The sequence below is a fragment of the Streptomyces sp. NPDC005496 genome, from assembly GCF_042872045.1.
Taxonomy (GTDB): Bacteria; Actinomycetota; Actinomycetes; order Streptomycetales; family Streptomycetaceae; genus Streptomyces.
Genome location: NZ_JBIAJQ010000006.1, coordinates 285,168 through 312,108, shown reverse-complemented (window position 1 = coordinate 312,108; position 26,941 = coordinate 285,168). Strand labels below are relative to the sequence as shown.

Annotated in this window: 24 protein-coding genes; 8 read left to right on the top strand and 16 right to left on the bottom strand. The window is 68.9% G+C overall.

Annotated elements, in window-relative coordinates:
• Window positions 1-36: 36 nt before the first annotated feature.
• Together ACFYQQ_RS20520 and ACFYQQ_RS20515 are read right to left on the bottom strand one after the other, a co-directional pair.
• Window positions 37-2,187 carry a phosphotransferase family protein gene (locus ACFYQQ_RS20520; protein WP_388904987.1) on the bottom strand — a complete coding sequence of 717 codons (2,151 nt, stop codon included), beginning with the start codon at window positions 2,185-2,187 and terminating at the stop codon, window positions 37-39.
• Window positions 2,188-2,640: 453 nt separating this feature from the next.
• On the bottom strand, window positions 2,641-3,456 hold the full coding sequence (locus ACFYQQ_RS20515) for an enoyl-CoA hydratase-related protein (protein ID WP_355789993.1): 816 nt from the start codon (window positions 3,454-3,456) through the stop codon (window positions 2,641-2,643).
• Window positions 3,457-3,558: 102 nt separating this feature from the next.
• Between ACFYQQ_RS20515 and ACFYQQ_RS20510 the strand changes: the two genes are divergently transcribed.
• Complete coding sequence (locus ACFYQQ_RS20510; protein WP_355789990.1) at window positions 3,559-4,893, top strand: PLP-dependent aminotransferase family protein; 1,335 nt, start codon at window positions 3,559-3,561, stop codon at window positions 4,891-4,893.
• Window positions 4,894-5,118: 225 nt separating this feature from the next.
• Window positions 5,119-5,571, top strand: a complete 453-nt coding sequence (locus ACFYQQ_RS20505) for a phospholipase (protein WP_356170505.1) — start codon at window positions 5,119-5,121, stop codon at window positions 5,569-5,571.
• Window positions 5,572-5,822: 251 nt separating this feature from the next.
• Here the strand turns inward: ACFYQQ_RS20505 and ACFYQQ_RS20500 are convergent, their stop codons facing one another.
• The 3 genes from ACFYQQ_RS20500 to ACFYQQ_RS20490 form a co-directional block, all read right to left on the bottom strand.
• Entirely contained in the window at window positions 5,823-6,236 is a 414-nt protein-coding gene (locus ACFYQQ_RS20500) for a cupin domain-containing protein (protein WP_355792946.1), read from the bottom strand.
• 136 nt (window positions 6,237-6,372) lie between these two features.
• On the bottom strand, window positions 6,373-7,038 hold the full coding sequence (locus ACFYQQ_RS20495; RefSeq protein ID WP_355792944.1) for an SDR family NAD(P)-dependent oxidoreductase: 666 nt from the start codon (window positions 7,036-7,038) through the stop codon (window positions 6,373-6,375).
• 74 nt (window positions 7,039-7,112) lie between these two features.
• Window positions 7,113-8,129 (bottom strand): zinc-dependent alcohol dehydrogenase family protein, encoded by a 1,017-nt coding sequence (locus tag ACFYQQ_RS20490; protein ID WP_355792942.1) that lies wholly within the window; start codon window positions 8,127-8,129, stop codon window positions 7,113-7,115.
• A 254-nt stretch (window positions 8,130-8,383) separates the two neighbouring features.
• Between ACFYQQ_RS20490 and ACFYQQ_RS20485 the strand changes: the two genes are divergently transcribed.
• From ACFYQQ_RS20485 to ACFYQQ_RS20475, 3 genes are all read left to right on the top strand, one after another.
• A complete protein-coding gene (locus tag ACFYQQ_RS20485) occupies window positions 8,384-9,274 on the top strand; it encodes a helix-turn-helix transcriptional regulator (protein WP_356170497.1) in 891 nt (296 codons plus the stop codon).
• A gap of 132 nt (window positions 9,275-9,406) precedes the next feature.
• Window positions 9,407-9,760 carry a VOC family protein gene (locus tag ACFYQQ_RS20480; RefSeq protein WP_355794087.1) on the top strand — a complete coding sequence of 118 codons (354 nt, stop codon included), beginning with the start codon at window positions 9,407-9,409 and terminating at the stop codon, window positions 9,758-9,760.
• A gap of 368 nt (window positions 9,761-10,128) precedes the next feature.
• Window positions 10,129-10,563, top strand: a complete 435-nt coding sequence (locus ACFYQQ_RS20475; protein ID WP_355794086.1) for a VOC family protein — start codon at window positions 10,129-10,131, stop codon at window positions 10,561-10,563.
• 207 nt (window positions 10,564-10,770) lie between these two features.
• Here the strand turns inward: ACFYQQ_RS20475 and ACFYQQ_RS20470 are convergent, their stop codons facing one another.
• The 5 genes from ACFYQQ_RS20470 to ACFYQQ_RS20450 form a co-directional block, all read right to left on the bottom strand.
• A complete protein-coding gene (locus ACFYQQ_RS20470) occupies window positions 10,771-12,171 on the bottom strand; it encodes an FAD-dependent monooxygenase (protein ID WP_356170492.1) in 1,401 nt (466 codons plus the stop codon).
• A complete protein-coding gene (locus ACFYQQ_RS20465) occupies window positions 12,164-13,315 on the bottom strand; it encodes an MAB_1171c family putative transporter (RefSeq protein ID WP_388904924.1) in 1,152 nt (383 codons plus the stop codon). The genes ACFYQQ_RS20470 and ACFYQQ_RS20465 overlap by 8 nt, the downstream gene beginning before the upstream one ends.
• 35 nt (window positions 13,316-13,350) lie before the next feature.
• The gene (locus tag ACFYQQ_RS20460; protein ID WP_355793150.1) at window positions 13,351-13,941 is read right to left on the bottom strand and encodes a toxin; all 591 of its coding nucleotides are present in this window, start codon (window positions 13,939-13,941) and stop codon (window positions 13,351-13,353) included.
• An 11-nt stretch (window positions 13,942-13,952) separates the two neighbouring features.
• Window positions 13,953-14,567: a hypothetical protein gene (locus tag ACFYQQ_RS20455; RefSeq protein WP_355793152.1), complete on the bottom strand. Its 615-nt coding sequence runs from the start codon at window positions 14,565-14,567 to the stop codon at window positions 13,953-13,955.
• Window positions 14,568-14,814: 247 nt separating this feature from the next.
• Entirely contained in the window at window positions 14,815-15,825 is a 1,011-nt protein-coding gene (locus ACFYQQ_RS20450) for an NADP-dependent oxidoreductase (protein ID WP_388904986.1), read from the bottom strand.
• 111 nt (window positions 15,826-15,936) lie between these two features.
• Between ACFYQQ_RS20450 and ACFYQQ_RS20445 the strand changes: the two genes are divergently transcribed.
• Both ACFYQQ_RS20445 and ACFYQQ_RS20440 read left to right on the top strand, forming a co-directional pair.
• On the top strand, window positions 15,937-16,527 hold the full coding sequence (locus tag ACFYQQ_RS20445) for a TetR/AcrR family transcriptional regulator (RefSeq protein ID WP_356170481.1): 591 nt from the start codon (window positions 15,937-15,939) through the stop codon (window positions 16,525-16,527).
• 156 nt (window positions 16,528-16,683) lie between these two features.
• Complete coding sequence (locus ACFYQQ_RS20440; RefSeq protein WP_356170478.1) at window positions 16,684-17,553, top strand: universal stress protein; 870 nt, start codon at window positions 16,684-16,686, stop codon at window positions 17,551-17,553.
• Window positions 17,554-17,911: 358 nt separating this feature from the next.
• Here ACFYQQ_RS20440 and ACFYQQ_RS20435 read toward each other — a convergent pair whose 3' ends face one another.
• The 6 genes from ACFYQQ_RS20435 to ACFYQQ_RS20410 form a co-directional block, all read right to left on the bottom strand.
• Window positions 17,912-18,745 (bottom strand): MBL fold metallo-hydrolase, encoded by an 834-nt coding sequence (locus ACFYQQ_RS20435; RefSeq protein ID WP_355780643.1) that lies wholly within the window; start codon window positions 18,743-18,745, stop codon window positions 17,912-17,914.
• Between the two features lie 171 nt (window positions 18,746-18,916).
• Window positions 18,917-20,938, bottom strand: coding sequence for an FxSxx-COOH system tetratricopeptide repeat protein (fxsT, locus tag ACFYQQ_RS20430; RefSeq protein WP_355780640.1), 2,022 nt, complete (start codon window positions 20,936-20,938; stop codon window positions 18,917-18,919).
• Between the two features lie 253 nt (window positions 20,939-21,191).
• The gene (locus ACFYQQ_RS20425; RefSeq protein ID WP_355780637.1) at window positions 21,192-21,935 is read right to left on the bottom strand and encodes an SOS response-associated peptidase; all 744 of its coding nucleotides are present in this window, start codon (window positions 21,933-21,935) and stop codon (window positions 21,192-21,194) included.
• A 314-nt stretch (window positions 21,936-22,249) separates the two neighbouring features.
• A complete protein-coding gene (locus ACFYQQ_RS20420) occupies window positions 22,250-22,852 on the bottom strand; it encodes a DUF998 domain-containing protein (protein ID WP_355780635.1) in 603 nt (200 codons plus the stop codon).
• Between the two features lie 288 nt (window positions 22,853-23,140).
• The gene (locus ACFYQQ_RS20415; RefSeq protein WP_355780650.1) at window positions 23,141-23,854 is read right to left on the bottom strand and encodes an SDR family oxidoreductase; all 714 of its coding nucleotides are present in this window, start codon (window positions 23,852-23,854) and stop codon (window positions 23,141-23,143) included.
• A gap of 255 nt (window positions 23,855-24,109) precedes the next feature.
• Window positions 24,110-24,805 (bottom strand): type 1 glutamine amidotransferase domain-containing protein, encoded by a 696-nt coding sequence (locus ACFYQQ_RS20410; protein WP_355780631.1) that lies wholly within the window; start codon window positions 24,803-24,805, stop codon window positions 24,110-24,112.
• A gap of 648 nt (window positions 24,806-25,453) precedes the next feature.
• On the opposite strand from ACFYQQ_RS20410, the gene ACFYQQ_RS20405 reads away from it, so the two are divergent.
• Window positions 25,454-26,827, top strand: a complete 1,374-nt coding sequence (locus ACFYQQ_RS20405) for a vanadium-dependent haloperoxidase (RefSeq protein WP_355780628.1) — start codon at window positions 25,454-25,456, stop codon at window positions 26,825-26,827.
• The last annotated feature ends 114 nt before the right edge of the window (window positions 26,828-26,941 follow it).

Sequence of the window (26,941 nt, the reverse complement as noted above, 5' to 3'; positions counted from 1 at the left end):
CGCAGGGTCGGCGCACTACTCAAACGATGCGGTGTCTCAACCCGAGAGCACGATGTCAGCGGCCAGCGCGTGGCCCCCGCGCCGGAGTTGCCCGCGGCTTGTGTTCGCCGGGCGAAGCGCCAGGTGGAGATGTGAATTGACCGTGCGGGCGCTGCTCAGGCCAAGGGACGCCTGCGCCGCGGACAGCGTCATGGCGTAGGAGTCCACGGCCCGGCGCACGTTGGGCATGTCGGTTCCCTCGCCGGTGACCAGACGGTCGAGGTCGACGTACGCGGACCGCACGATCTCGATCCACCGGTAGGTGCGAACGTCCTGCTCCCAATGGTGGGTGTACTGCGGTGCCAGCTTGCCCGCCCAGCGCCGGAACATCCGCCCCTTGACCTCCGCGCTGTGCGGGGTCAGATGCAGATGCCGGACCAGGTCGTAGAGGGGGTCACCGACCATGGCCATCTCCCAGTCGATGATGACCAGGCCGCGCCCGCTCTCGTCCCGTACGAGGTTCCACGGGTTGAGATCGCCGTGCAGCAAGACGGTCTTGCGCGGGCTGACCGACCGGCTGGAGAGAATGGATTTCAGGCGCCCTGCGTCGGGAAGCCCCAATACGCGAGCCAACTGCCGGGATCGCGTGGGGAGATCGTCCACGAGTTCCACCAGCCGGTCGCTCAGCCAGGCGTAGAAGGTGCCGTCGCCGACGGTGGCATCCAGCGCCGCGGCGTCGATGGCGGTCAGCGCGCACAGTTGGTCGACCAGGTCGTCCGCCTCGCTCAGGCGCAGACCGTTCACCGGGTGGCTCGGCAGTTCGGGCACCTTCACGCCGTCGGGGCAGGGCGCCGCGTAGGAGTGCACCTCGAACGGCTCACACACCTCGCTGACTCCGCGGGCGAGAACCCGAGGGGCCCGCACCACGCCACCCAGCGCCTCGATCGAATCGAGGACCTGGTGCTCGTCGAAGTAACACGGCTCCCTGCGGCTGTCCGCCGAGGGAAGCCTGCGGCGTACGACGAGTGGCTTCTGGACGCCGCTCACCGTCACCACGGTGTTCAGGTGCCCGGTGCCCCGGAACACCTGGTGAGCACGCGCCGCACCTTCGGCGACCAGGGCCTCGACCACGCTCTCCTCACTGAGCTCGCCGGGCCGTACGTACTGCACGGACACAGCCGGCCCGGATCGGACGCGGTGGCCGGGCTGACCCGCGTGCCAGCGGCGCAGGACGCTCTGGATCTCCTTGAGGCCCGGCACCCGGCCCAACTTGAGGGGCGCGCACGCGGCTTCCAGTGCCCGCCGCACCGCGACCGCCGCGCCCTTCAGATCGCTTGGACCTTGTTCGGTACCCAACGATTTCGCCGCCCGGATCACGTCGGGGTAGACGGACTGCGCGCGCTCGAACGCGACGTAATGGCGCAGGTCGCTCTCCACCCCGTTGGTCGCCGCCGGCCTGACCCCTCGCATCGCCGTGTACCAGGCGTCCTTGACCTCCTCCCACTGGTGGTCCGGGTACTGCATGCGCACCAGATGCGTCGCCAGGTCGTGCAGCGGATCCCCGTAGGTGGCCAACTCCCAGTCCACGCCGATTAGAAGCGGATCGCCCTGGTGGGAGAAGATCACGTTGTCACGGTGCAGGTCGGTGTGGAGCAGGCTGAACGGCCGACGGGCCATCGGCGGAACGCGCCGCGCGAACGAGGTCATCGCGTCCTCGGGAACACCCAAGGCTGCGAACAGCCCACCGAACTGTGCCCAGTTGGGCTTCCTCACCTGCTGTTCGGTCCGCAGTGCGAGAGTACGGAGAAATCCGCGGCTGTCCTTGTTGTCGGGCCAGCCCGACGGCAACGCAGGCAACGCCTCCCGGCGGACCCGCACCATCTGGACCAGCAGCTCCGCCAGCGCGTCGATCAACCGCCGCTCCACCGGCCTGCCGTTCCTGCAGATGCTGGAGAGCGGTACGCCCTCCACGAAGCTGTGCACGGCCACGTCACCGATTTTGCCCAGACACCGTGGCACGTGGGGCAACGCCCCCTGCAGCGCGCCCAGGATCGCGGACTCGTCCTGCCACGTCCTGACGACCACAGGGGAAGGGTCGGGCAGTCGGCGCCGTACCGTCACCGCCACTCCAGGCTCACTGCCGACGCAACGCGCCATCGCTTCCGTCAGTGGCACCCGGAAGTTGCGGTTGTGGAAGCCGCCCGTCATCTCACCGTGGCTCAGGGCGTGCTCTACGAAGTCCCTGAACACGGACCGCTCAACGGCCGCAGCCGACTCGGCCACAGGCCGCTCCCGAAAAATGAACTCGCGAACACACGGACACGCACGACACCGATGCCGAGACGCCAGGGTAAGACCCACTCACCTGCCGCACAGCCCGTTGTTCCTTCCGTGACCCGAACGTATGAAAGCAATCCCCCGCCCGGGCGTCTGCACCAGCGGCCCCGGCGCTGCGGACGCTCGGGCAGTGTGAGGGGAGAAGGAGGGTGCGACCGCCTACGGACCTGCACGGACCGGGGGCAACCGGTACAGCCCCATGACGCACGGGGCGACCCGCACGGCACCTCACACCCGTGCCCTCAGCCACCAGCAGCCGACCGACCGCACGGCCAGCCATGGGTCATGGCTACATCGACCCTGCACCGGCCGTCGAGCAAGCCTCTACTCCTGCTCTCGCGCCGGGGTGTCACGGCCGTCAGGGGATCGCCGCGCGGCTGCGCGGTCGAGGAACCGCCGTAGCCCGGTTCGTACTCCCTCGGTGGGCACAGTCGCGGCGAAGCACGCTGCCTCGACCGCGAGTCCTTCGTCGATGGGGAGGTTGATCCCGCGGGTGACCGCTCGCAGACAGGCCGATACGGCCGTTGGCGCGTGCCGGATGATTCGGTCCGCCAAATGGTGTGCTGCAGCGAGGAGTTCGCTGGCCGGGACGACGGTGTTGACGAGCCCGATCTCCGCTGCCCGCCCGGCCGTGATGGGGTCGCCGGTCAGGATCATCTCGAGGCCGCGCTTGCGGCCGACGTGCCGCGGCAGCCTCTGGGAACCGCCGAAGGGCGGCGGGAATCCCAAGGAGATCTCGGGCTTGGCGAACATGGCGTGTTCGGCGGCTATCGCCAGCGGAGCCGCCTCGGTGATCTCACAACCCGCTCCGTAGGCAAGCCCGTTGACGGCGACGATCACAGGCTTGGGGAATTCCTCGATACGCCGGGTCAGCGCGTGCCCTCGTCGGACGACCTCACGGAGTGCGCGCTCGGGTCCGCCGGCGATGCTCGCCGTCAGAGAGGGGATGTCCGCGCCGGCACTGAACGCGTGGCTCCCCGCGCCGGTCAGGACGACCGCACGCACGGCGTCGTCGGCGTCGAGGAGGTCGAGACTCCCGAGCAGCGCGTCGATCGTCGGGTGGTCGAGGGCGTTGAGCTTGCGTTCCCTGTCGATGGTGACGGTGACGACGTGGCCGTCCCGGTCGATGTTCACGGTCATACCGCTGCTCCGTTTCGCCTGGGATGGGACGCACCGAGGCTAGGACCGCTAATCTGGGACGCTCCACACATTGTCCTGGATACAGGCGGATGCGGGAGCCAGATGCGGCCACCGTCCTACAAGGCGATCGTCGACGAGTTCGCCGCGTCGATCAGGTCCGGCGGACTTCCGGCGGGCACCCGGCTTCCGACACACCGGGCTCTCGCCCGCGAGCGACGGGTCGCCCTGGCCACGGCCACGCGCGTGTACGCCGAACTCGCCGCCTTGGGCCTGGTGGTGGGCGAGCCGGGACGTGGGACGTTCGTACGCACGCAGTCGCACTACGACGGCCTCGAAGCGTCGCGTGTGCTGCCGGTGCCGCGGGTCGCGGACCTGTCCTTCAACCAGCCCCTGGATGAGGACCAGGCCCACACCCTGCGCAAGGCATTGCGCGAGCTGTCCGTCTCGGGCGAGGTGGAGACTCTGCTGAGGCAGCACCCGCCTGGCGGCCGCCTGGGCGAACGGGCGGTGGTGGCCACCTATCTGCTCGACCGCGGCATCGACGCGGCGCCTGCGGACGCACTGCTCACGAGCGGCGCCCAGCAGGCGCTCGACTGCGTGCTGCGTTCCCTGACCAGGCCCGGTGACGTACTGGCCGTCGATGCCCTCAGCTACCCCGGCATCAAGCTGCTGGCCGCTGCCAACCGGCTTGACTTGGCTCCGGTCCCCGTCACGGAGGATGGCCCTGACCTCGCCGCGCTCGACCGGCTGTGCCGCACACGCCCCGTCCGCGCGATCTACGCGATGCCCACGCTGCACAATCCCCTCGGCTGGGTCCTCGACCCCGAACGCCGCGACCGCCTCGTCACCATCGCCCGCGCCCATGACTGCCTGATCGTGGAGGACGGGACCTACGCCTTTCTCGAGACGGCACCGCCTCCTCCCTTGCAGGCCCTCGCCCCCGAACGCACCTGCTACGTCGCCGGACTGTCCAAGAACGTCGCCGCCGGTCTGCGGTTCGGCTTCGCGGTACTGCCCGGCCGCTACAGGGACCCGGTCACCAGAAGCCTGCGCCTGGCCGCTTGGGGCGCCCCAGGTCTCATCACCGCGCTCGCCACCCGCTGGCTGGCCGACGGCACGGTCGCGCGCTGGGAGGAGGAGCGACGACACGACGCTGCCGTCCGGCAGGACATCGCCCGCACCGCGCTCGCCGGCATGCGCCTGACGGCGCATCCGGTCTCGTACATGGTCTGGCTGGGCCTGGAACCGCATCAACGCCCGGACAGCGTCGCGGCGTTGCTCGCCGACGAGGGCATCCTCGTGTCCACCGCCGATGCTTTCGCGACCGGTCCCGTCCGCCCGGCAGCACTCCGGCTGGCGCTCGCCACACCACCGCGGCACGAGCTCGGGTCCGTGTTGCGGAGCCTCCGCGAGGTGATCGAGGCGATACCTCCGTGACACCCATCCGGCAGCAACAACCCCCATTGCTACAGGGCGAGTTGAGCAGACTTACCCCTTTCCGACGAAGGCGTCCGTCCACCTCCGCTCGGCAACTCCTTGAATCCGGATGGAGTTCACGAACCTTTGGGGCGCGAGAGGTGTGAAGAGGTGCCCGGGATGCACATCATCTTGACATGAACCTGCGGTCCGACACGCGGACCGCAGCCTCGTGGAGGTGTGGGAATGCACCGCAGACTCGCCACCGGACTCGCCGCCTCGGCGCTGGCCGTCACCACCGTCATCGCCGGCGCCGCGACCGCGGAAGCCGCGCCCGCCGACAAGCCGCAAGTGCTGTCGAGCTGGACGCAGACCAGCGCGTCGAGCTACAGCGCCTGGACCGCGGCCCGAGCCAACCAGTCCACGTGGAGCGCCTACGGGTTCGACTGGTCCACCGACTACTGTTCCAGCTCGCCGGACAACCCCCTCGGCTTCCCCTTCAGCACCTCCTGCGCACGGCACGACTTCGGCTACCGCAACTACAAGGCCGCCGGCACCTTCGCCGCCAACAAGCCGCGGCTCGACAGCGCACTCTACGAGGACCTCAAGCGAGTGTGCGCCCGCTACACCGGCGCCACGAAGACAACCTGCGACAGCACCGCCTGGACGTACTACCAGGCCGTGAAGCTCCTGGGCTGACAGGCCCGGTACTTCAGGCAGATGGGACCCGCCGGTGTATCGGCGAGCGTTCGCGGAGCGCCCGCCGATACGTCGTGCCGCCGGCACAGCGCCAACCTGTCACCCGCCCGGGCCGGGCACGGCGCGCCCCGCCCGCGCCCCGAAGTCGTGCCACCAGGGTGCCCACTCTCCGCGCGGATGCCGACCGACCTCGCTCGTCGATCAGGCCAGAGACGGGGTTGGCCATCAAGTCCGTTGCTGCAGAGGAAACTTCACTGGTTGCGGGTGCGGGTGCCGTCGTACTGCTCGTCCGTCACGGGCTCCGCCCACCGGGTTTCCTGGGTGCCGTCGCCTGTGCCCTCCCACATCGCGATGTGCTCCATGAAACGGTCGGGAGCTGCGCCGTGCCAGTGCTCCTCGTCGGGCGGGCAGCTGACGGTCTCGCCGGGGTGCGCCTCGAAGACGGTTCCGTCGCGTACGCCGATGAGGGCGATGCCCGAGACCACGTGCAGCGTCTGACCCACGGCGTGGGCGTGCCAGTTGGTGCGGGCGCCGGGTGAGAAGCGGACGAGATTCGCACGCATCCTCGACGGTTCCTGCCCGGCCACGATGACGTCCCACCAGACGTCCCCGGTGAACCAGTCGGCCGGGGCCTTGCTGGTGGACTGGGGTTTGATGAACTCCACGATGGACCTTTCGCTGTGTCTTCGTTCGTGTGTTGCGTGGTTCTACTGGGCGGCGTCACCGCCATCGACGGGCAGCGTGACACCGACGAAGAAGGCGGCGCCGGGGCCTGGGCATGGGCGCACGCGTCGGCAGTGATCAGGTGGGCAGCGGTTCGGCGTAGTGCCGGAATCCGTCGCGCTCAGTGTGCAGGGCGTACAGCCGTTCGGCCAGGGCCTGCGGACTGGAGTGCTCGGCCTCGGGACGGATCGCGCCGGGGATGATCAGCTGCGCGGTGTGGATGTGCTCCGCGGCGAGCGCGTCGTGCAGCATCGCTGCATAGGCGCTCTCGCCGGCGAACGCGATGGAGGTGCCGGCACGGTCGGGGTGCGGGCGTACCGCGCTGCCGCCGTTGACGAAGAGCAGCGTGCCCCTGCCGAGTGCCCTCATGCCGGGGAGGACGGCGTTCACGCAGGTGACGGGCCCCTTGACCGAGAAGGCGAGCGGGTCGTCCAGATCAGTCGCCCGGGTGGCGAGGACGGGCTTCATGAAGTCGGCGCGTGGCACCGGGCTGTACTGGAGGATCTCCACGGGCCCGAGGTCCTCGGCCGCCGCCTCGAGGGCCGCGGTGAGTGAGGCGGGGTCGAGGACGTCGGCGGTGTAGCCGCGGGCGTTGATCCCTTCGCCGGCCAGTGCGGCGACGAGGCCGTCGAGGCGCTCGGTGCTGCGGGACATCAGCGCGACGCCGTGTCCGGCGGCGCCGAAGCGGCGGGCACAGGACAGTCCCAGTCCGGGACCGGCGCCGACAAGGGCGTAGGTGGTCACGACGAGTACTCCTGAACGTGTGGAACCGGTTCTGGGCAGGCCGGCGGCCGGCCCCTGCGAGGTGTGCGGGCAGGTCAGGGCTTGAGAAGGGCCTTGATGGCGCGGCGCTCGTCCATCGCCCGGTAGCCCTCGGCGACCTGGTCGAGGGGCAGGGTGAGGTCGAAGACCTTGCCTGGGGCGATGCGGCCGCTCAGGACGCGCTCGATCAGGTCGGGCAGGTAGCGGCGTACGGGGGCGGGGCCGCCGCGCAGACCGACATGGGAGAAGAACAGCTCCTGTCCGTCCACGGCCACCTCGTGGGGGACCCCTACGAAGCCGACGGTGCCGCCGGGGCGCGCCGTGTGCAGGGCCTGCTGCATGGCCTGCGCGGTGCCGACGCACTCCAGCACGCTGTCGGCGCCGATGCCGCCCGTCAGCTCCTTGATACGGGCGATGCCGTCGTCCCCGCGCTCGCTGACGATGTCGGTGGCACCGAACTCCAGGGCGAGCTTCTGCCGGGACTCGTGGCGGCTCATGGCGATGATGCGTTCCGCGCCCATCTCCTTGGCTGCGATCACCGCGCACAGTCCGACCGCGCCGTCGCCGACCACGACCGCGGTGGAGCCGGGCTTCACCTCGGCGGCGTCAGCGGCCCACCAGCCGGTGCCCAGGACGTCGGAGACGGCCAGCAGGCCGGGCCAGAACTCCTCCCCCGGCACCTCGTCGGTGGCGACCAGGGTGCCCTGGGCGTTCGGGATGCGCACGTAGTCCGCCTGGCACGTACTCATGAACTCCCGGTGCAGGCAGTTCGACTGGAAGCCGTTGCGGCAGTTCGCGCAGCTGTTGTCGGAGGTGGCGAACGAACCGACGACGAACTGGCCCGGCTTGACGGCGGTGACCTCGGCTCCGACCTCCTCGACGAAGCCGACGTACTCGTGACCCATCGGGTGCGCGTCACCGATCGGCTCCAGGCCGCGGTAGGGCCACAGGTCGGAGCCGCATACACAGGTGACGGCCGTGCGGATGATCGCGTCGGTCGGCTGGAGGATCTTCGGGTCGTCCAGGGTCTCGAATCGAACGTCGCCGGGGGCGTGGATCACTGCTCCGCGCATGAGGGATTCCTTCGCTTGTGGAGGGGTGGGCGCCGGGATGAGCCGGCAGGCACCTCGTACGGGTGCGGACCCGGCACCGGTGGTGGGGCCGCCTGAGGCCGGGTGCGGGCCGCCCGCCCGGTCCACCGGCACGACCTGGCGGAAAGCACCACGTCACCCAGGTAACCCGCTGCCGGGGCCGGTAGCCAGTCATCAGCAAGGGGTGTACCGGCAGTACATCCCTCCGGCCGCGCGCAGGACGTACCGTCGATGTCGTGGACAACCGAGCAGAGGTCCGCGAGTTCCTCACCTCGCGGCGAGCCAAGATCACCCCCGAGCAGGCGGGACTGCCCTCCGGCAGCCGCCGCCGTGTCCCTGGCCTGCGCAGGAGCGAGGTCGCCGCGCTCGCCGACATGAGCGTGGAGTACTACGCCAAGCTGGAGCGCGGCAGTCTCGCGGGCGTCTCCCCCGCCGTCCTCGAAGCGGTCGCCCGGGCCCTGAAGCTCGACGACGCCGAACGCGCCCACCTCCTCCATCTGGCCCAAGCCGCCGACGGCTCCGACGCCCTGACCCGGCCCCGCCGCCGCAGCCCCCGGCAGTGGCAGCCGCGCCGCAGCCTGCAGTGGACCCTCGACGCGATCACCGCCGGGCCCGCCTTCGTCCGCAACGGCCGCATGGACGTACTCGCCGCCAACCAGCTCGCCCGCGCCTTCTACGACGACGTCTACGCCACGCCGTCGAACCAGGCGAACCTCGCCCGCTTCAACTTCCTCGACCCCGCCTCCCACCGCTTCTATCCCGACTGGGACCAGGCGGCCGACGTCGTCGTCGCCATCCTGCGTACGGAAGCCGGCCGCAACCCTCATGACAAGGACCTGCACGACCTCATCGGCGAGCTGTCCACCCGCAGCGACGAGTTCCGCACCCGCTGGGGAGCCCACGACGTCCGCCTCCACGGCACCGGCACCAAGCGTTTCCATCACCAGGCCGTCGGCGAACTCACCCTCGCTTACGAGGGGTTGGAGATGGCCGCCGAGCCCGGCCTGACACTGACCATCTACACCGCCGAACCCGGCTCACCCACGGAGCAGGGCCTGCGCCTGCTCGCCTCCTGGGCCGCCACCCAGGAGGGCGGAACACCCGCACAGGAGCACGCGACAGGCTGAAAGCAGCGGCATGCCCCGGTCGCATGCCCTCTCAGAGGGCTACGGCGCCACGATGTGCTGGAGGTCGCCGGCCGTCCCGGTCGCCGTGCGGGGCAGCCGGTCTACGTGCCGGCAGGATGGCAGGATGGCCGCATGGAACGAGTGCTTGGCATCGGCGGACACTTCATGCGCGCCGCGAACCCGGCTGCCCTGACCTCCTGGTACCGCGACTGCCTGGGTCTGGACATCGACGAGAACGGGCAGTGGCACCAGGAAGCCGGACCCACGGTGTTCGCGGCCTTCGAGTCAGGGACCGACTACTTCAACTCCCCCACTCAGCAGACCATGTTGAACTTCCGGGTCCGCGACCTGGACGCGATGCTCTCGCAACTGCGCTCCAAGGGCGCCGACGTGGCGGAAGAGACACAGGACATGGACGGCGTCGGACGCTTCGGCTGGGTCACGGATCCAGAGGGCAACAGAATCGAACTGTGGCAGCCTGCCTGACCCTGCTCGGATGATTCAGTGATCGAACTGCTAGGCATCTTCGCGCACCCCTCCGAGGTAGCCGTTCTCACCCCCGTCATGCCGCCGAGGCTGATGACGTCATCAGTGCCCTGCGCGCGAACGCAACCATGTAGACGGCGCACGGCACTGTGCTTTACGCGCAGATTGCATTCCCACGCAGCGAGGCAGCGGCGACCAAGGAACCGAACACCGCCGAGGTGACGATGACGGCGATCCGCAGGCCACCGCTGGGCGCATCCCCCCATCTCGGCGCGTCAGGCAACCCATCTCGCATGGGGCCCTGCGGCAGGCCATGCGGCATTGCCACCCGAGGCCCGGTGAAGTGCACACGCCACTATGGTGGACCGATGTCGTCCATCAAGCAGTTCCAAGTCACCTTCGACTGCGCGGACCCTGAGCGGGTCGCTCGTTTCTGGTGCGAGGTGTTGGGGTACGTCGCACCGCCGCCGCCGGATGGATTTGCCACCTGGGACGATTACAACCGCGCGCTACCAGCCGAGCGCCGGGGGGCATGGTTCGCATGCAGTGATCCCACGGGCGTCGGCCCCCGGCTGTACTTCCAGCGGGTTCCCGAGGGCAAGGTCGTCAAGAACCGGGTGCACCTGGACGTGCGCGTGGGGACCGGGCTCATAGGCGAAGAACGCCTCGCCGTACTGGAGGCCGAGTGCACACGCCTGGTCGCACTCGGCGCGGTACGCGTGCGCTTGATGGCGGCCGACGACGAGAACGAGTCGTGCATCCTGATGCAGGACATCGAGGGCAACGAGTTCTGCCTCGACTGAGGCGTCACAGCGTCTCGTTGCCCTGTCCGCACGAGGCCAGGACGTCTGCCGCTGCCCCTCTGACCCCTGCCAGGGGGCAAGGCCCAGATCACCGGGTCAGCGGCTCCGGTCGACGAGCCATCTGGCCCCGGCTGCCCCATCGGTTGGTATCAGCGACAGGAGCGTAGCCGTGTCCCCGTCGCAGCGAAGGCGACGGCGTAGCTGCACTCACCGAAGAGCGGCCTCGCGCTCCGCCTCGGTGAGTGGTGGCTCCGTCAGAAGCTTCATCTTCGGGCCGGTCAGCATCGGCACCAGCATGTCTGGTGAGAAGAGCCGGGTCGGGGGCTTGAGAAGGCTCATGACGTCCAGGAGGGCCGCGAGCGCACGGGGGTTGGATGCTCCGGTTTCCACGCATCGGTCGACGTAGCGGGCGAGGAGCCGCTCCACGCGGTTCGGGGGCGTTGCGCTGGCTCCGGGATACAAGGCGTCCTGTCCTACGGCGAGGTCCCAGGCCGCACCGACGGGGCGGGCAGCCGCACGCTGTGCCCGTCGGGCGGTGCCTGGTGCGGTGAGCGGGTGGTCGCGCAGGACGTCCCGGACGGCGAGGGCACACTGGGCTGCGACGGACAGACCGTGTCCGTACACGGGGTTGTACCCCGCGATCGCGTCGCCGAGGGCGATGAATCCGTCAGGCCACGCCTTCATCTTCTCGTAGTAGCGGCGTGTGTTGGCCGTGCTGCGGGAGGTCTTCACGTCGCCGATGGGCTCGGCGTTCTTGAGGAGCTCCCCGATGACGGGGTCGCCGAGACTCAGCGCGAAGTCGATGAAGGCGTCGTTCTCCGCCGTAGGTTCGCCACCGCGGGTGCCGCACAGCGTGACGATCCAGCGGTCGTCTTCGATCGGGAGGATGATGCCGCCCCGACCGGGCGCCTTGGACGGGTTGGCCTGGACATTGACCAGGGGGAAAGTGCGGGCCGCGGTGCTGCCGGGTGCTTTGTAGAGGCGGGTGGCGTACGCGACGCCGGCGTTGACCTCACGCTGCTCGACCGCGGGCAGACCGAGATCCTGCAGCCAGCGAGGGGCGCTGGTGCCGCGGCCGGAGGCATCGACGACAAGGTCGGCACGCAGCGTCTCTTGCGTGTCTCCGGTCTTCACCTGGACGCCGGTGACGGCCTTCGCCGTGCCGTCGAGGGCCAGCACGGTGGTGTTCTCACGCAGTCTTATACGGGGGTCATGGAGGACGCGGTCAGTGAGGACATGGTCCAGGAGCGGCCTGGAGCACACCAGGTTGCGATGCGGCACGTTCTCGAAGCGCCGGAACCACACCTCGTTGGGGGCTCTGGACACCATGTCGCCCATGATGCGGACCAGTCGTGCGCCACTGGCGACGAGCATCTCGACCACGTTCGGCAGCAGTTCCTCAAAGGCCTTGACGCCCCCGCTCCACACGAGGTGCGCGTGGTGAGCCTGGGGAATGCCGCGACGCGGCTCGGGCTGCTCGGGGAGGACGTCACGTTCGAGTACGGTGACTTCGGCGAAGTCGGCGAGCGCGGCTGCCGCGAGGAGCCCCGTTGCGCTGGCGCCGATGACTATGGCCGTGGGCCGGCCCGTGGTGTCATGGTCAGACATGTCTGCTCGCACCTTCTGTACTTATCGTCTGCTGGCGTATTCGGTCGAGGGCGCGAGTCTGGCCCAGCGCCTGCGCGATGTCGTCGATGTGATTGGTGACGTCCGGGCCGATCTGCGGGGGCTGAGTCTTGGTGTGATGAGGTCTCTGGCAGCAGTAGTCGTCGACTGCCGCCTGGATGGCGAGGGCTCCGGCAAGGCCGCGCGCTTGAGATGCATCGTGTTCCGCGGCCGCGGCTCTGTGAGCCAGGTCGTACGCGGCGACGTCGAAGTAGGGAGCGAGGAGACGCAATGCGTCGTGGATGCGCTGCCGGCGTTGGATGAGGCGCAGATCGACGGGGGCTCTCCAGCCGACCCGGGCCTCGGCCGCGGCGGGTTCGATCACGCGCACGGTACGCCACAGAAGATTCAGACGGGCGTAGTCGCGCTGATCGCGCCCCCATTGATGGAGGAAAGGCCCGGCCTGCGGGACGAGGAAGCCCAGGGCGACGAGGATCGACTGCAACAGGGCGAAAGGCGGTGCGACTTCGGTACTCATGAAGTCCAGGTCGTGCCCGGTCCAGCGGGCCGTGACAGCCGCGTACTTCGCCGCATCGAAGAAAAGTCCCGACAGGAAGCCGAGCTGCAGGAAGACCACTCCCGTCTTGAGCCAGCGGTTGGTGACCTGAGGGAACCACTTCCACAGCATGTACGCGGCGGTGAGCGAGGACACCATGTGGGTGACGACGTAGAGCAGGGTGTGTTCGCGCATCCACAGCGTTGTCGCGTAGTAGGTGTCCAGGTCGTAGATGCGCGGTTCGGGGACATCGGCCAGGAAGAACGTGATCCAAAGAGCTGCGATGATGCATGCGTAGATCAGATAGATGGCTCGCATGCGGCGGTCGCGCCGCTTCGACGGTGGTTCCCTCCAACGCATGATCATGGTCATGCTCGTCGCACAGAACGCGGTGAGGAAGGAGTACGCCCAAGGAGCCGCAACGTTGGGGATTCCGGTCCAGACGTTCAGCCGGTGGATGTTGGCGGGCGTGATGACAACCAGCACGGCTGTGGCGCAGGCGAGAAGGATGGTCGTCGCCCGCACGTCGACGTCTCTCCAGGCCCTGACGAACGTGGGCATCTTCGCAAGCAGGGCTGTCGCCAAGAGCACGGTGGGAAGGACGTATGGAATGTGGAGGTAGGGACTCACAGAAGGCGTCCCCGGTTGAGGAGTGAGAGGTTCAGTCGTCCTTCGACGGTGGTGGGACTGACCGGCCGCTGGGCGTAGGGACCGTTCATCCAGGTGCGGACGTCGCGTGCGAACAGCAGGCCGAAGGTCTCCGCATCCATTTCGTGAGCCTCGACGGACTCGGCGCGGGCTGCCACCGTCATGAGCGCGTCGCGTGAGACCTCCTCCGCCCCGAGGATCTGGGTCACGGCACGCGCGATCGCTTGGGGCGCATGGTCACCTACTCCTCCCCGCGCGGCGGTCTGCATCCCGGCCACGTGGTGCCCGCAGTCTCCGTTTTCCTCATGCCACAGTTCGTGCCCCAGGATGACCAGTTGGGCTTCCGGCACCATGCCGCTCTCCACCACGATGATGGACCGGTCACCGAGGTCGAGCCGCATACCGGAGACGGATACATCCATGGGGAACGCCCGGAACACGAGCTCGATGGGGCGGCCTGTACGCGCACTCATCGCCTGGCAGAAGGTGCGCATGACGACATGCGGATCGGCTGGCCGGTCCATGGCTTTGGACGCCTCCCGGCCGAGCGAGGCCAGCAAGGCTTTCATAGGGCGCGTAGTCATCCGCTGGTGTCTCCCGCCTGCGGCATCACCGACCTGATCACGCCGGCCAACAGAGCCTCCAGCTGTGTCGGCGTCACCGAGCCGTGGTGCCGGAAGTCAGCAGCGGCGACACCGTACTTCTTCAGCAGGGCCTGGACCGGATCCCCATCTGCGTTCTCGAGCCTTTCCACGACTGGAAGAAGGACGCGATTCAACGCCTCAGCCGCGTCGTCGGTGAAGAATGCCTCCTTCTCGCCGACACCGAAAAACCCGACCAGCCCATGCAGGATCTCGATGTTGGGAGCCTTCTTCCCGTCGATGATCAGACGCGCCCACCATTCGGAGACGGAGAGGTGCTTCATCAGCTCGAGGACGAGCTCCGGCTTTGATGTACGGGTGCGCTTCATGTACGCGACGGCCACCGTCTTGATGCGGGCGCAGACACGCTCTTTGACGTCGTCGCTCGGCGGGGTCCCCCCAGCCAGAAGCATCCGGACGGTCGCCTCCGGCAGCGCGGTGCGCTCAGCCAGGTCACGAGGGTCGAGCAACTGCTGCCGGTCCAAGCCCTGTTCGGCGATGCACTCGTTCAGGCGCCGAAGCGTTTCAGGGAGAGAACAGTTCGATTGCTCCACCGAATCGCCCCCGAGCCTTCGTAGTTGGCCTTGCCGGCCCTCACCTTAAGGGCGACCGACGAGCGAGGCAACGATCGTTGGGAAATTACCAAGCATCGTTGTTCCGACTCTGTGCGAGTCAGGTTCGCAGCAGGTGCCGGGGCTTCACAAGGCGCAGACGCCCGGGCCGCCCGGGCTTACCGGCCTACCGACGACAGGCGAAGACCCTTCAGGCCGACGTCGGACGCGGCGGAGAACCCCTTCGTCCCTAAGCGACCGTGAGTACGATCTTGCCCCGGATGTGTCCTCGGGCGGCGCGCTCGTGGGCCGCGCGGGCGTCTGCCAGTGGGAACGTGCTGTCGATGGCGACACGGACCGTGCCCGCCGCCAGCAGTCGGCCCAGTTGGGCGAGCTGCGCCCCGTTCGAGCGGACCTGGGCGCTCGAGACCGTGACGCCCAGTTTCGCGATCTCCTCCTCATCGAACTCTCCTGGCAGCACGGGGAATTGGGATCCGCCGCGCTTGAGCGTGCGCAGGAAGCGCGCGCTCTCGGGGCCACCGACAGCATCGAGAACGAGGTCGACGTCACGCACGACTTCCTCAGGGCGACTCTTGGTGTAGTCGATGAACTGGTCGATACCGAGTTCGCGCAGGAACTCCTCATGCGCGCCCGACGCAACGGCGATGACGCGAGCCCCCTTCCACCTCGCCAGCTGTACGGCGAGGTGGCCGACGCCGCCCGCCGCGCCGTTGACGAGCACCGTCGTGTCCGCGTCGAGCGCCGTCGGACGATGCAGGGTGCCCTGGAAGGGGGAAGGGTGATCGTGTCCGAGGTCGATGAGGAACTGCCACGCGGTGAGCCCGGACATGGGCGCCCCGGCGGCGTGCACGTGGTCGAGGCTCGCCGGCTTGTGCGCGAGGTCCGACGCCGGCGCGGCCACGTACTGCGCGTAGCCGCTGCCGTCGAAGCTGGGAAAGCGCAGCAGGCCGAAGACCTCGTCCCCCACGGAGAAGTCCTCCACGTCAGCCCCGACGGACTCGACCACGCCCGATACGTCCGTCCCTGGAATCGCGGGCAGACTGACCGTCGATTCCGCCTCCCCGGGCATCGTGGTCAGTCCACCGCGCAGGTACCAGTCCGGAGGATTGACGCCCGCCGCGTGAACGCGGACAAGCACCTCGCCCGGCCCCGGCTCGGGGACTGGCGCATCCTCGTACCGCAGAACCTCGGGTCCGCCGTGCTCACGGAGGCGGACCGCTCGCATCGTGTGTGTCGGCATCGTTTTCTCCTGCTCGCATCGCGGGATACGCTTATTCGGATCAGCGATCCATATAAGTGGACCAGTGATCCGAATATACGGACCACTGATCCGGATAGTCAAGAGGGACACATGCGGGCCGACGCCAGGAAGAACCGGGACCACCTGCTCGCAGTCGCGGGCGCCGCGCTCACCGAGCAGGGGGTCGACGTCTCGCTGCGCGACATCGCCCGCAAGGCCGACGTCGGACTCGCGACGCTCCTGCGGCACTTCCCCACGCGCGAGGCCCTCCTCGAAGCCCTGCTCCATACGAGTTTCGAGGAACTCACCGCCAAAGCGGCCGAGTTCGAGACGTCAAGCTCCCCCGAGCATGCTCTCCTCTCCTGGCTGCGCGACTGCATCGCCTGGACGACCGAGTACCGGGGCGTGACCGTGCTGATGGCGGCTGCCATCGAGGACACCGAGTCCGCACTCCACGCTTCGTGCGTCACCCTGCGCGCAGCCGGTGCGCGGCTCCTCAGCCGCGCTCAGGAGGCTGGCGTGGCGCGGCGCGACATCGACGGCGCCGACTTGTTCGCGCTGGTGGCCATGCTGGCCTGGCTTGGCGACCAGCCCTCTCTCGCGCCACGCGCCGACCGCCTCGTCGACGTGGTCGCGGGCGCGATTCTGACGAACCAGGGGGCAGGCGCGCCGACGAGCGAGACGTCGGCCCCAGCCCCGTAGCCGGACCGCTCCGCACCGACCCCCGCTTGCGGCCGAACGGCCGTGCGTCGAGGGCCGGTCGGCCCTCCCCCGGCGCGGCCCACGGACCGATGCTGGGTGGTGGGGACAACGGCCCGCACCGCCATGCCCCCATCAGACCTATGAGGAAGGCACGCGATGACCCCCGCGATCACCGTAGGAGTGGACGGTTCCGCCGAGAGTCTGGCGGCAGTGGACTGGGCCGCCGAGGAGGCCGCCCTCCGCGGAACACCACTGCGCCTGGTACACGCCTGGCTCTGGCAGCCCCTCGACGTGCCCGTCGTACAGGACCCGGAGACGCAGGCGAAGTCCGTCCGCGGCATGCTGCGTGAGGCCGAGACCCGGGTCGCCACCCGGCATCCGCAGCTGTCGGTGGCCTCCGAGGTCGTGTCGGACACCGTGGTGCCGGCCCTGCTGGCCGAGGCGGAGCGCGCCGAGATGCTGGTGCTCGGCTCCCGGGGACATGGCGCGCTGGTCGGCTTCCTGCTGGGCTCCTACGGACAGCAGGTGATCGCCGCGGCTCCCCGTCCTGTCGTCTCCGTCCGCGCGCCCCAGGGCGCGGAAGTGCGCCACGCGGGTGACATCGTCGTGGGCCAGCAGGGTTCCGGGGAGGACGGCGCCGAGGTTCTCGGCTTCGCCTTCCGGGAAGCGGCGGTCCGAGGCGCCGCCGTACGTGCGGTGCGGGCGTGGAGCCTGCCTCCCGTCTACGCGTACAGCCCCGGGTCGTTGCGGCTGGCCGATGAGGCGGGCGGGCTGGTGCAGTACGAGGAGAAGGCCTTGCGGACGGCTCTCGCGCCGTGGCGTGACCGGTTCCCCGACGTTCCGGTCATCGAGCATGTCGAGATGGGCAGCGGCGGCCAGGTGCTGCTGGCCGCCGCCGCGGAAGCGCGGCTCGTCGTCGTCGGACGCCGCGTACGGCACTCCCCCATCGGCACGCACATCGGCTCCGTCGCACACGCCGCCCTCCACCACGCGCCGTGCCCCGTGGCCGTCGTGCCCCACGCCTGAGCACCCCGTCTCCGCGCTCCGGCTCCTGATGTGTCTGGCGGGAAGTCGGAGCGCGGACGTGGACACCCGACCCCGTAAGGGCCTACGGACTCTCCATGCCGTCGGCGTTGTCTGCGACCGACCGCCCTCTCTCTCCGTCGAGCAGGTATCAGCCGCGTTGAGGCGATCTCCGACTGCGCCCGTGTCCTGACCCTTGCAGACCGACCCGCGCGGTGGCGTGGCTCTGCGTTCCTGCGAGGCGTCCTGAGAGCGGCAGCTCAACGCCGGTCAGAGACATGGCCGTTCGATGGTCACGGCGTGCCGGTATGTGTGCTGTCGACAACGCGTGTCCTACGCCACCGCCCTGAAGGGACAAGTCCTAGTCGGGCGTCCCAAGCCCTCGGCCTCTGCCCGCGAGGTGCTGTGCTTGGCGCTCGTGGACACCGGGGAGCCAGTCCCTGCCGTACGTCGCCGTGGGGCCGATCCGTGGGTCGCTGGGGACGCGAGCGTCACGCACGGCCTGTACGTACGCGCGGTCCCGGTCGATGCGGGCACGTACCTCGTGGCGTCGGCCGACGGACCCGTGGCCGGGGATCACGGCTTCGACGCCCTTCGCCGCGTCGTCGAGAACGCTCAGGGCGGCGAGGTAGGTCTCGACGGGGTCCACGGTGTCAGTCAGGTCGAGCATCGGAATGAGGACGTCGGACAACATGTCTCCGGCGACGAGGACACCGTATTCCTCGATCAACAGTGCCGCGTGGCCCGAGGCATGCGCGTCATGGTCGATGACCCGGACGAGCGGGCCGTCCCAGGGAACCTGCGCACTCCCGGCGGGCAGTCCCCCGATGCGGCCGAGGAGGTCCAGCGGTACCTGATCGACGATGTCCGGCGGCATCAACGCCTTCACGCGAGCCGTCGCATCCTCGCCGGACAGCCGCTGGCGGACGGTGGCGGCGCAGCGAGCTGTGCCGTATCGAGGCGCCGGGCCGAGGAGGGAGTGCCAGAGCAAGTGGTCCCAGTGGGGGTGCGTCGAGAACCCCGCCACGACGGTCCGGCCCGCGTCGGACAGGTCGTTCGCGAGGCAGGTCATCTCCTGGCCCGTCACCCCGGCGTCGATGAGCAGCACGCCGCCACGGCCCTGGACGACAACGGCGTTGCTCCGCACGAACTCGCTCTCGTGGACCAGCACACCTTCCGCGACCTGCTTCAGCACGGGGGCCCTCCGCTCGTGGTTTGCGTCCGCTACGTAGAGACCGTAGTGCCTGCCGCGCGCCCTCGCTGCTGTTCACAGCGCACGTACGGCGCTTCATGCACCCGGATGGTCAGTGACCACGGTCGAGCGGGCGGCCGTGCAGGGCGGCTGATGTCGCTGCGCCCCGTCCGGTCACCGTTCGAGTTGGTCCACCAACGCGAACGCCTCCACTGTCTTGGGGTGCGTCCTGCCCAGTTGGGTGCGCAGGTTCTGCGCGCCGCGGCGAGCGAACTCGACCGCGGAGGAGTCGTCCAACGCGTGGAGTGCCCGAGCCTTGAACAGCAGCGCGTACCCGATGTACAGGTGCCCGGGATCGTAGATGGCCTCGCGTATGCGCAGTGCCCGCGAGATCAGCGGTACGGCTGTGGCGGGGTCCCCGAGGTCGAAGTGGACGGTGGCCAGGGCGACCAGGTCGAAGCTCACGTAGGGGGACTCCGGACCGTACGCCGCCTCGTCGATACGCAGCGCCCGCTCGGCCAGAGGCAACGCCGTCGCGTGCTCGCCCAGCATGCACAGCGTCCGCGCGAGCGTCGCGAGATCGGTCGCGATGGCGGGACTCTGTGCCGGCAGGCTCGCCTCGTGCAGGCTCAGCGCGCGCTCCGCCAGCGAGCGTGCCGTCCCGGGCGCTCCGAGATCCCGGTGGATCTGTGCCAGGGCGATCAGGTCGAAGGCGACCTCAGCGTCGCGTCCGCCCAGCGCTTCGTCGAGCGCGAGAGCGCGTTCGCACAGGGGCCGCGCCAGGTGGCGGTCACCGATCTGCAGGAGGAACTCCGAGGCGAGCCGCAGCAGCACCGCCGTCTCCGCGGCGCATTCGGCGGGTGGTTCGCCCTTGGTCACGGTCAGCACATGTGCGAGCAGCCGGTGCCAGCGTGGACGGGCGTCCGGGTCGCCGTGGATGTCGTGCGGCACAGCGGCCAACAGGGCACGGCACAGCCGGACTCGGGCGGCGGCGAGCGCCTCGCCCGTCATCGAGGCCCGGATCGCCGCCTGGACCAGACGGTGCAGTACGAGGGCGGATTCCTCGCGCCGTGCGAGACCCAGGCCGGCTAGTGCGCCGACCGTCGTGTCCCACGTCAACGGGTCGGCTGCCGCGGTGATGAGCGGTTCCGAGCCGCCGGTGAACAGGTCCAGAGGGATCGGCTCCGGCGCCAGCAGGGCGCACAGCTCCAGCAGCCGCACCGCCTGTGGCTGCTCGCGCTCCAGCCTGCGCACGCTGAGTTGCCACAGCGTCGATACGACCACGGCCGGCCGGTCCGCCAGCTCACCCCGCGCGATCATGTCGTCCAGTCGCGAGGTGAGCAGCGCCAAGTACTCCTCCGGCGACGTCTGGTTGTAGTCCATGTAACCGGCGGCCTGTTCCAAGGCCAGTGGCAGGTCGCCCAGTTGTTCCGCGATGCCGGCGGCGGTCTCCGCGGATGTGCAGGGCACCCGTCGCACCAGGAGTTCCACCGATTCCTGCCTGCTGAACAATCCCAGGTCCACCACACCGGCCGTGCCCGACCAGCCGCTCATCCTGGTCGTGACGACGACATGGCCGTGTCGCGCGAGGTCTCCCGAGGGCAGTGCGTGCACGAGGGTGCCCGGCTTCTCGCCGTTGTCCAGGATGATCAGCCAGGGTCTGCGGTCTCCCAGTTTGCCGTAAACACCGGGGACGACCTGGTCCGCGCTCACCTCCACCAGCCCCAGCTCCCGTGCCAGAGAGGTGAATTGGGACGCCACCAGGTCGGGGTCCTCCGCGTCGATGAAGGCCACGAACTGGTACTTCGACCGGTAGCGGTACGCGTACTCGACGGCGAGCTGCGTCTTTCCGACACCGCCCAGCCCGTGTACGGCCTGGATCGCGACGCCGTCCGAGGCTGTGAGGCGCTGCCGCAACTCCCTCAGCGTGGCGTCGCGGCCGGTGAAATGGGTGTTGCGGGGTGGCAGCCGGTACGTCCCTGGCGGGGTCGGGCGCGGTGTACGGCCACCGCGCGGCTGCAGCCACAGCTCGATGCCCGCGAGCGGGACGAGCAGCAGGAGCACCACCCAGGGATGGACGCGTACGAAGTCGAGCGGGCCGGGCCAATGGCTCTGTCCGGAGGCGGCGTTGAAGGCGAGGCTGCCGAGGAACAACACGAGCAGACCGGTCACCGTGCCGACCAGTCTCCGGCCCATGGGTCCCCCTCCGGTCGGGACGGCGGCCGCGACGACCACGGCCAACGCGATGGTAACCGAGCAGCCTTCTCGCCGAACGATGATTGCCCCGGGGCCGGAGGACGCCGGCGGCCCACCACTGGGCCGGTGAGGTACGGAGCGGAAGACCGTACTCGAGCCCTTCGTGCCCGGTTCCGGTGCCGCCCCCCCTCAACCGAGATCAGGTCGCTGGGCCCGGACGGAAATCGGACACAACCGCTTCCCCCGAGCCGGACTACGGTGCGATCTCCTCGAGAAGTTGCGGGCCGTTGTTGCGGACGTTGTTCACGCCCGTGGTGACCGGGCGAGCGTCGAGGTGGCCTTCCGCGGGCTGGGTCAGCAGCGCGCGCAGTTGGTCGGGGTTCTGGTGACGTGGGTCGAGCCACTGGTCGTAGTGGTCCGGGGTGAGCGCCAGCGGCATGCGCGGATGTACGCGTCCGGCCGTGTCGGTGGCCTCGGTGGTGATGATCGTGCAGGTCACCAGCCAGGCGGCCGGGTCGTCGTCCTGGTCGACCTCCGGGTTGCGCCAGTACTCGTAGAGTCCGGCGAGCGCCATGACCTGGTCGTCCTCGGGGTGGATGAAGTACGGCTGCTTGCGGGCCTTGCCCGTCCCCTCGTCCTTGATCTGCTCCCACTCGTAGAAGCCGTCGGCGGGCAGCAGGCAGCGGCGTTTGAGGAAGGCGCGGCGGTAGGCGGGCTTCTCGTGGACGGTCTCCACCCGGGCATTGATCATGCGGGCGCCGACTTTGATGTCCTTGGCCCACGACGGCACCAAGCCCCACCGCAGCGGCCGTAGTTGTCTGCTCTCCGGTGCGGCGTCCTCGTGTCCGCGCGGGGTGCGCTCCAGGATCGCCCACACTTCGTCGGTCGGCGCCACGTTCCAGCTGGGCGCCAGAGTTTCCTCGGGGGGCCAGTCTGTGACGTGGAAGAGCTGGACAAGGTCCTTCGGACTACGGGTGGAGACGTATCGACCGCACATGTGGCCACTCTGCCACCGACGCCGCCGATAGGTGAACGGTCCGGCAGCCGACGCAGCGCCGTGTCCCCCGGGGGCCGCGGGGTGACCTAGGCACGGAGCGGACAGTGACGCTCGCGGGAGCGGCGGGACCTCGACCCGTCGAGAGTTGTAGCGGGAGGTCCCGGCCGACGCCGTGCCCGTGTACGACCGACCGCCCTCGAACCTGGGCCTGGCTCTCGGGCCGTGGACTGGCTCTTCGGCACCTTCTGGGGCACCACGCCGGTCAGACAGTGGACTCCCCGGCTGAACAGCCGGGCAGCGGTGAGCCGCCTGTGTCAGGCCGACGGTGTCCTCGCATTCCTCGATTCGAGCAGGCACGAGGCAACCACGACGAAGGGCCAGCAGGACTGAAGGGCTGTCACGAAGCGCTCGGCCACACCCGCGGCGCCATGGCGCTGTGTCTCGACCACGAACCACGCCGCACCCACGAGCATGACAGCGGTCACCGTGAAGGACGGCACCCGTCTCAGCGCCCACGGCGCACTGCCGCGACCGTCGGCCGCCAGGACCGGCCAGACCGCGAGTAACGCGAAGCCGACTCCTGCGACGGTTCCGTGGCGCAGCGAACCTCCGCTGTCCGGCGCCGGGATCACCGCCACCAGCAATGCGGCGACTCCGCCCCCGGCGAGGGCGACTCGGCCCGCGACGGCGGCGGGACGCAGCCCCCACGCGGTGAGCATGTGGCACACACCCAGCGCCAGCAGACCGCAGGTCATCACCCAGGAGCCTGCCGCCCCGTAAGCGGCCAGGACACTGATCGTCTGCCTGACGGGGTCGTAGGCCGAACCCTCCATGTGAGCCGCGACCACCCAGCCTGCGGTGAACAGGAGGGGTCCGGAACCCGACGAAAGGACAAGCCATTTCGGAACATTCGTCACGTAACTAACCTATAAGCCGCACTTGCCTGGTCTCTGGCGCGCTGTCACGTCAGGTCGGTGTGTCTCGGCCCCTACTTCGCGTCCGCGTCAACGGCGGGCGGGACGGCGAGGCTCGTAGTCACGGAGACCTGTGCCTGGCGTCCGCCCGCCTGTTCCTGACGTCCGGGCCTCGACGTGTCGACAGGCCGACACGACTGCCCACACCACCTTCGCCGCAGCGACCGGGACAAGGTACTCACCCGTGCGCCAGCAGACTCCGACCCTTGTCGCCGGGACTCCGACGCACCGTCAGTGGCCTGCGCTCTGACCGCCGTCGACGTGGGAGATCTCGCCCGTGACGAACGGGGCCTGCTCCAGATAGAGGATCGCTCGCACCACGTCCTCGACCTCGCCCATCCGGTTGACCGGGTGGAGGGCCGCCATGGTGCCGCCAGGATCGGTGGGGTGCATCGACGAGCGGATGACTCCTAGAGCGACGGCGTTGACGCGAACACCGCGGGTGGCGTACTCGATCGCCAACGACTTCGTGAGGCCGTTCAAGGCCCCTTTGCTCAGGGAGGCCAGTCCACCCGTCACGCGGGCGTCGGCGCTGTCGACGAGGCTGGTGGAGACGCTCACGACGTGCCCGCCGCGGCCGCCCGCCAGCATGGCCGCGATCGCACTGCGCGTCGCCTCGAACGCGCCGCGCACGTTGATCCTCATCACCGACTCGTAGTCCTCGTCGGTGTACTCGGTGAACGGTTTGGCGACGAAGAGACCGGCGTTGTTGACCAGCGTGTCGACCCGGCCGAAGCGTTCCATGGCCGCGTCGACCACCCGTGCACCAATACCCGGCTGTGCCAGGTCGCCGGGCACCGACAGCACCTCGGGGTCAGTGGACGACTCAAGGGAACGTGCCGCCGCGGTGACGGCGTAACCGAGGCCGCGGTAGGCCCCGACAAGCGCCGCGCCGATACCTCGTGAGGCTCCGGTGACGATGGCTACTTTCCGCTCACTGTCCATACGGGGTCGCCCGCTTCGTTTTTTCAGCGATGGGGAGTACGCGCGAGCCGGTCGAGTGCCGTGCTTCCACGCCGACACGGTCGAACGGGCCATGCACCCGTCTCGACGAGAACTACCGGGACATCGCCCCCTTGCGAGGCCGAGAGCGACAACAACCGCTTCGCCCGGTGTCCTACGCATGTTGATCGGCAGGCGATCTGCGTCCGAATCGACGTCACCCCTGCACGATTCAAGAGCCGCGAAAGTGGACAGCGCCTACGAAAGCGTTTTCAGCAGCCGATCCGCGAGGACGGCCGCCGAATGCGGGTTCTGCCCGGTGATGAGGTTGCGGTCTTCCACCATGTAGGGCTCCCATATCGGCCCTCGGCTGTAATCGACGCCCACCTTTTCCTTGAGCTCGTCCTCCAGCAGCCACGGCGCCCTGGAGGCAAGACCCACCCCTTCCTCCTCCTCGTTGGTGAAACCCGTGACCCGGTAACCCTTGAACGGAGAAACACCATGGATACGGGTGGAGAGAAGGGCGGCCGGCGCGTGGCAGACGATCGCGAGCGGCCTGTCCGAGGCGAGCTGCGCCGTCAGGATCCTGCCCGCGTCGGCATCCAGAGCGAGGTCGGCCATCGGTCCGTGTCCGCCGGGGAAATACAGGGCGTCGTAGTCCTCGACCCGGACGTCCGAAAGCTTGAGGGGCCGACGCATCACCTCTGCGGACCGAATGATCTCCTCCAGGTCAAGGGCGCCCTGTTCACCTCCCGCCATCGAAGGCCGGAGGCTCATCATGTCGACATTCGGAGTCACCCCGTTCGGTGTCGCGACCACGACTTCATGTCCGGCTTCCGTAATCGCCTTGTACGGTGCGGCGAATTCTTCCGCCCAGTAACCGGTCGCATACCTGGTGCCATCCTTGAGCACCCAGTACGTGGCTCCGCTCACCACGAAGAGCACCTTCGCCATGAGGATCGCCTCCCAAAAATTAGACTCTCTCCACACTAAGGACACCCCCGTTCGGACGCATGTGGGCGGCGTCGACGTCATCACACGTCGTCCCGTTCAGCTACTCCCCACACCGGTACGGATGTCGCACGGCCGCTCACTCAGAGAAGCGGCGGTGACCCGGTCGAGGCCGAAGGGGGTGGGTGATGGTGGGCGGTGAGTACGCCGCCGCAACCGACGTCGGCGTGACCTGACCGCCGACACTGCTCACCTTCCCGGGAAGTCCAGCGGGCGCTAGCCGTTCCCGCAGCGTCCACCGCGCACCCCCGAAGGCGCCCGTCAAAGTCGTCGCGTCCTCCGGCGTGGGCCGAATTACCCGACGCGGACCGGGACTTCGCGCCCGCGGGTGAGTGGCTAGGCGGAGCCTCGGCTTCCTGCGCGTTCCCCGCGCCCTTCGCATCCACGCGAGCCCATACCGCCAGGGTTTACCCGTGCCGCCTGTAGACCCTGGGGATGACGGTGGTGTCAATCACCCACCGGATGTGCCCATACATGGGCCGCGCATACGTTGCGGTGCGCAAGGCAGAGCACCTCCGCACATCGCACCTCCGTACCGCAAGCCTGAGCGGTCGAGGCATCGGCAGAGAGGAACTCCCCAGCATGTTCCGTATGAGAAGAGCAAGACGCAGCCGTCTGCCCGCGACAGCGGTGAGTCTCGCGACCGTTCTCGCCACGGCCGTGAGCGCGCTCGCTCTCACTCCCCAGCCCGCGGCCGCAGCCCCGAACTACGTCGGCGACCCCGTCCTGTACTGGAACGAGGCGTTACTGGGCGCGATCAAGACCGCCGGCGGCGCCCCGGGCCCGATCTCGCGTGCCGCCGCCGAGCTGAACGCGGCGATCTACGATGCCGAGAGCTCCTACCAACTGCGCTGGCACACCATGACCTCGGACCCCTACCTCCAGGCGGTCAACTACGCGGCCTGGTCCGAGGGACCCGGCGAGGAGGAGCGGGTGGTGGGGCGCACGGCCTACAACATCCTGCTCAAACTGTTCCCCGACCAGACGACCTACCTGGACAACAAGTTCAAGGAGCGGTTCGGCACGAACCCCACGGACTTCGACCTCCTGGACGCCACGGTGGTCAGCACGGTGGCGAACAACATGTGGAAGTTCCGGACCGCCGACGGCTCGGACAGCCAGGCCGTCTACACCCCGGACGGCAAGGTTGGCGCCTGGAGGCCCACCAGTTACCCGGACCTCCCGGACTCCGGCTGCAACAAGGGAAGCCAGGCCGCCATCCCGGAATGGGGCAAGGTGAAACCGTGGGCTCTCACGTCCGGATCCCAGTTCCGGCCGTCGACGCCTGGGCAGTACGCCTCTTACCAGGACCTGATCAGCAGTCCCGCCTACGCCGACCAGGTGCAGCAGGTCCGCAGCCTGGGAGCCGCCGGGTCCACGACACGTACGACCGACCAGACCGCGGCTGCCTGGTTCTGGGCCAACGACGCGAACGGCACCTACAAGCCCCCGGGGCAACTGCTCGACATCACCGCTCAGGTGTCCCGTTCACGCAGCCTGACGCCCTATCAGAACGCTCGTCTGTTCGCGCTGGTGTCGGTCGCCATGGCGGATGCCGGTATCGCCGAATGGGACGTCAAGTACCAGACACCCATCGACCTCTGGCGTCCGGTCTCGGCGATCCGCGAAGGGCTCGGGGACACCGCCTGGAAGCCGCTGTCGGGTACGACGCCGTGCTTCCCGGCCTGGGCGTCGGGTCACTCCGCGTTCGCTGCCGCATGGGCGGGGATCATGCGGCAGTACTTCAGGAGCGACGACGTCACCTTCACCGCCTCCACCGACGACCCCAAGTCGCCCGTCAGGCACCGCACGTTCACGAGCTTCAGCCAGGCTGCACGCGAGGCCGCGGACAGCAGGGTCTGGCTCGGCGTCCACTACCCGTGGGACGCCGATGACGGTCTGACCCTGGGCGAGAACATCGCCACCTGGGTCTTCACCCACAAGATGCGGGACACGAGACCGTAGTCGCCCACGACCACCCCAGCATGGCGAGCGCCCGACCACGCGAGAGCGAGGTGGGGCGCCCGCCCGTCCGTGGGCAGGGCGCGTCACCCGCACCGATGGGGCCGGGTGAAGGCA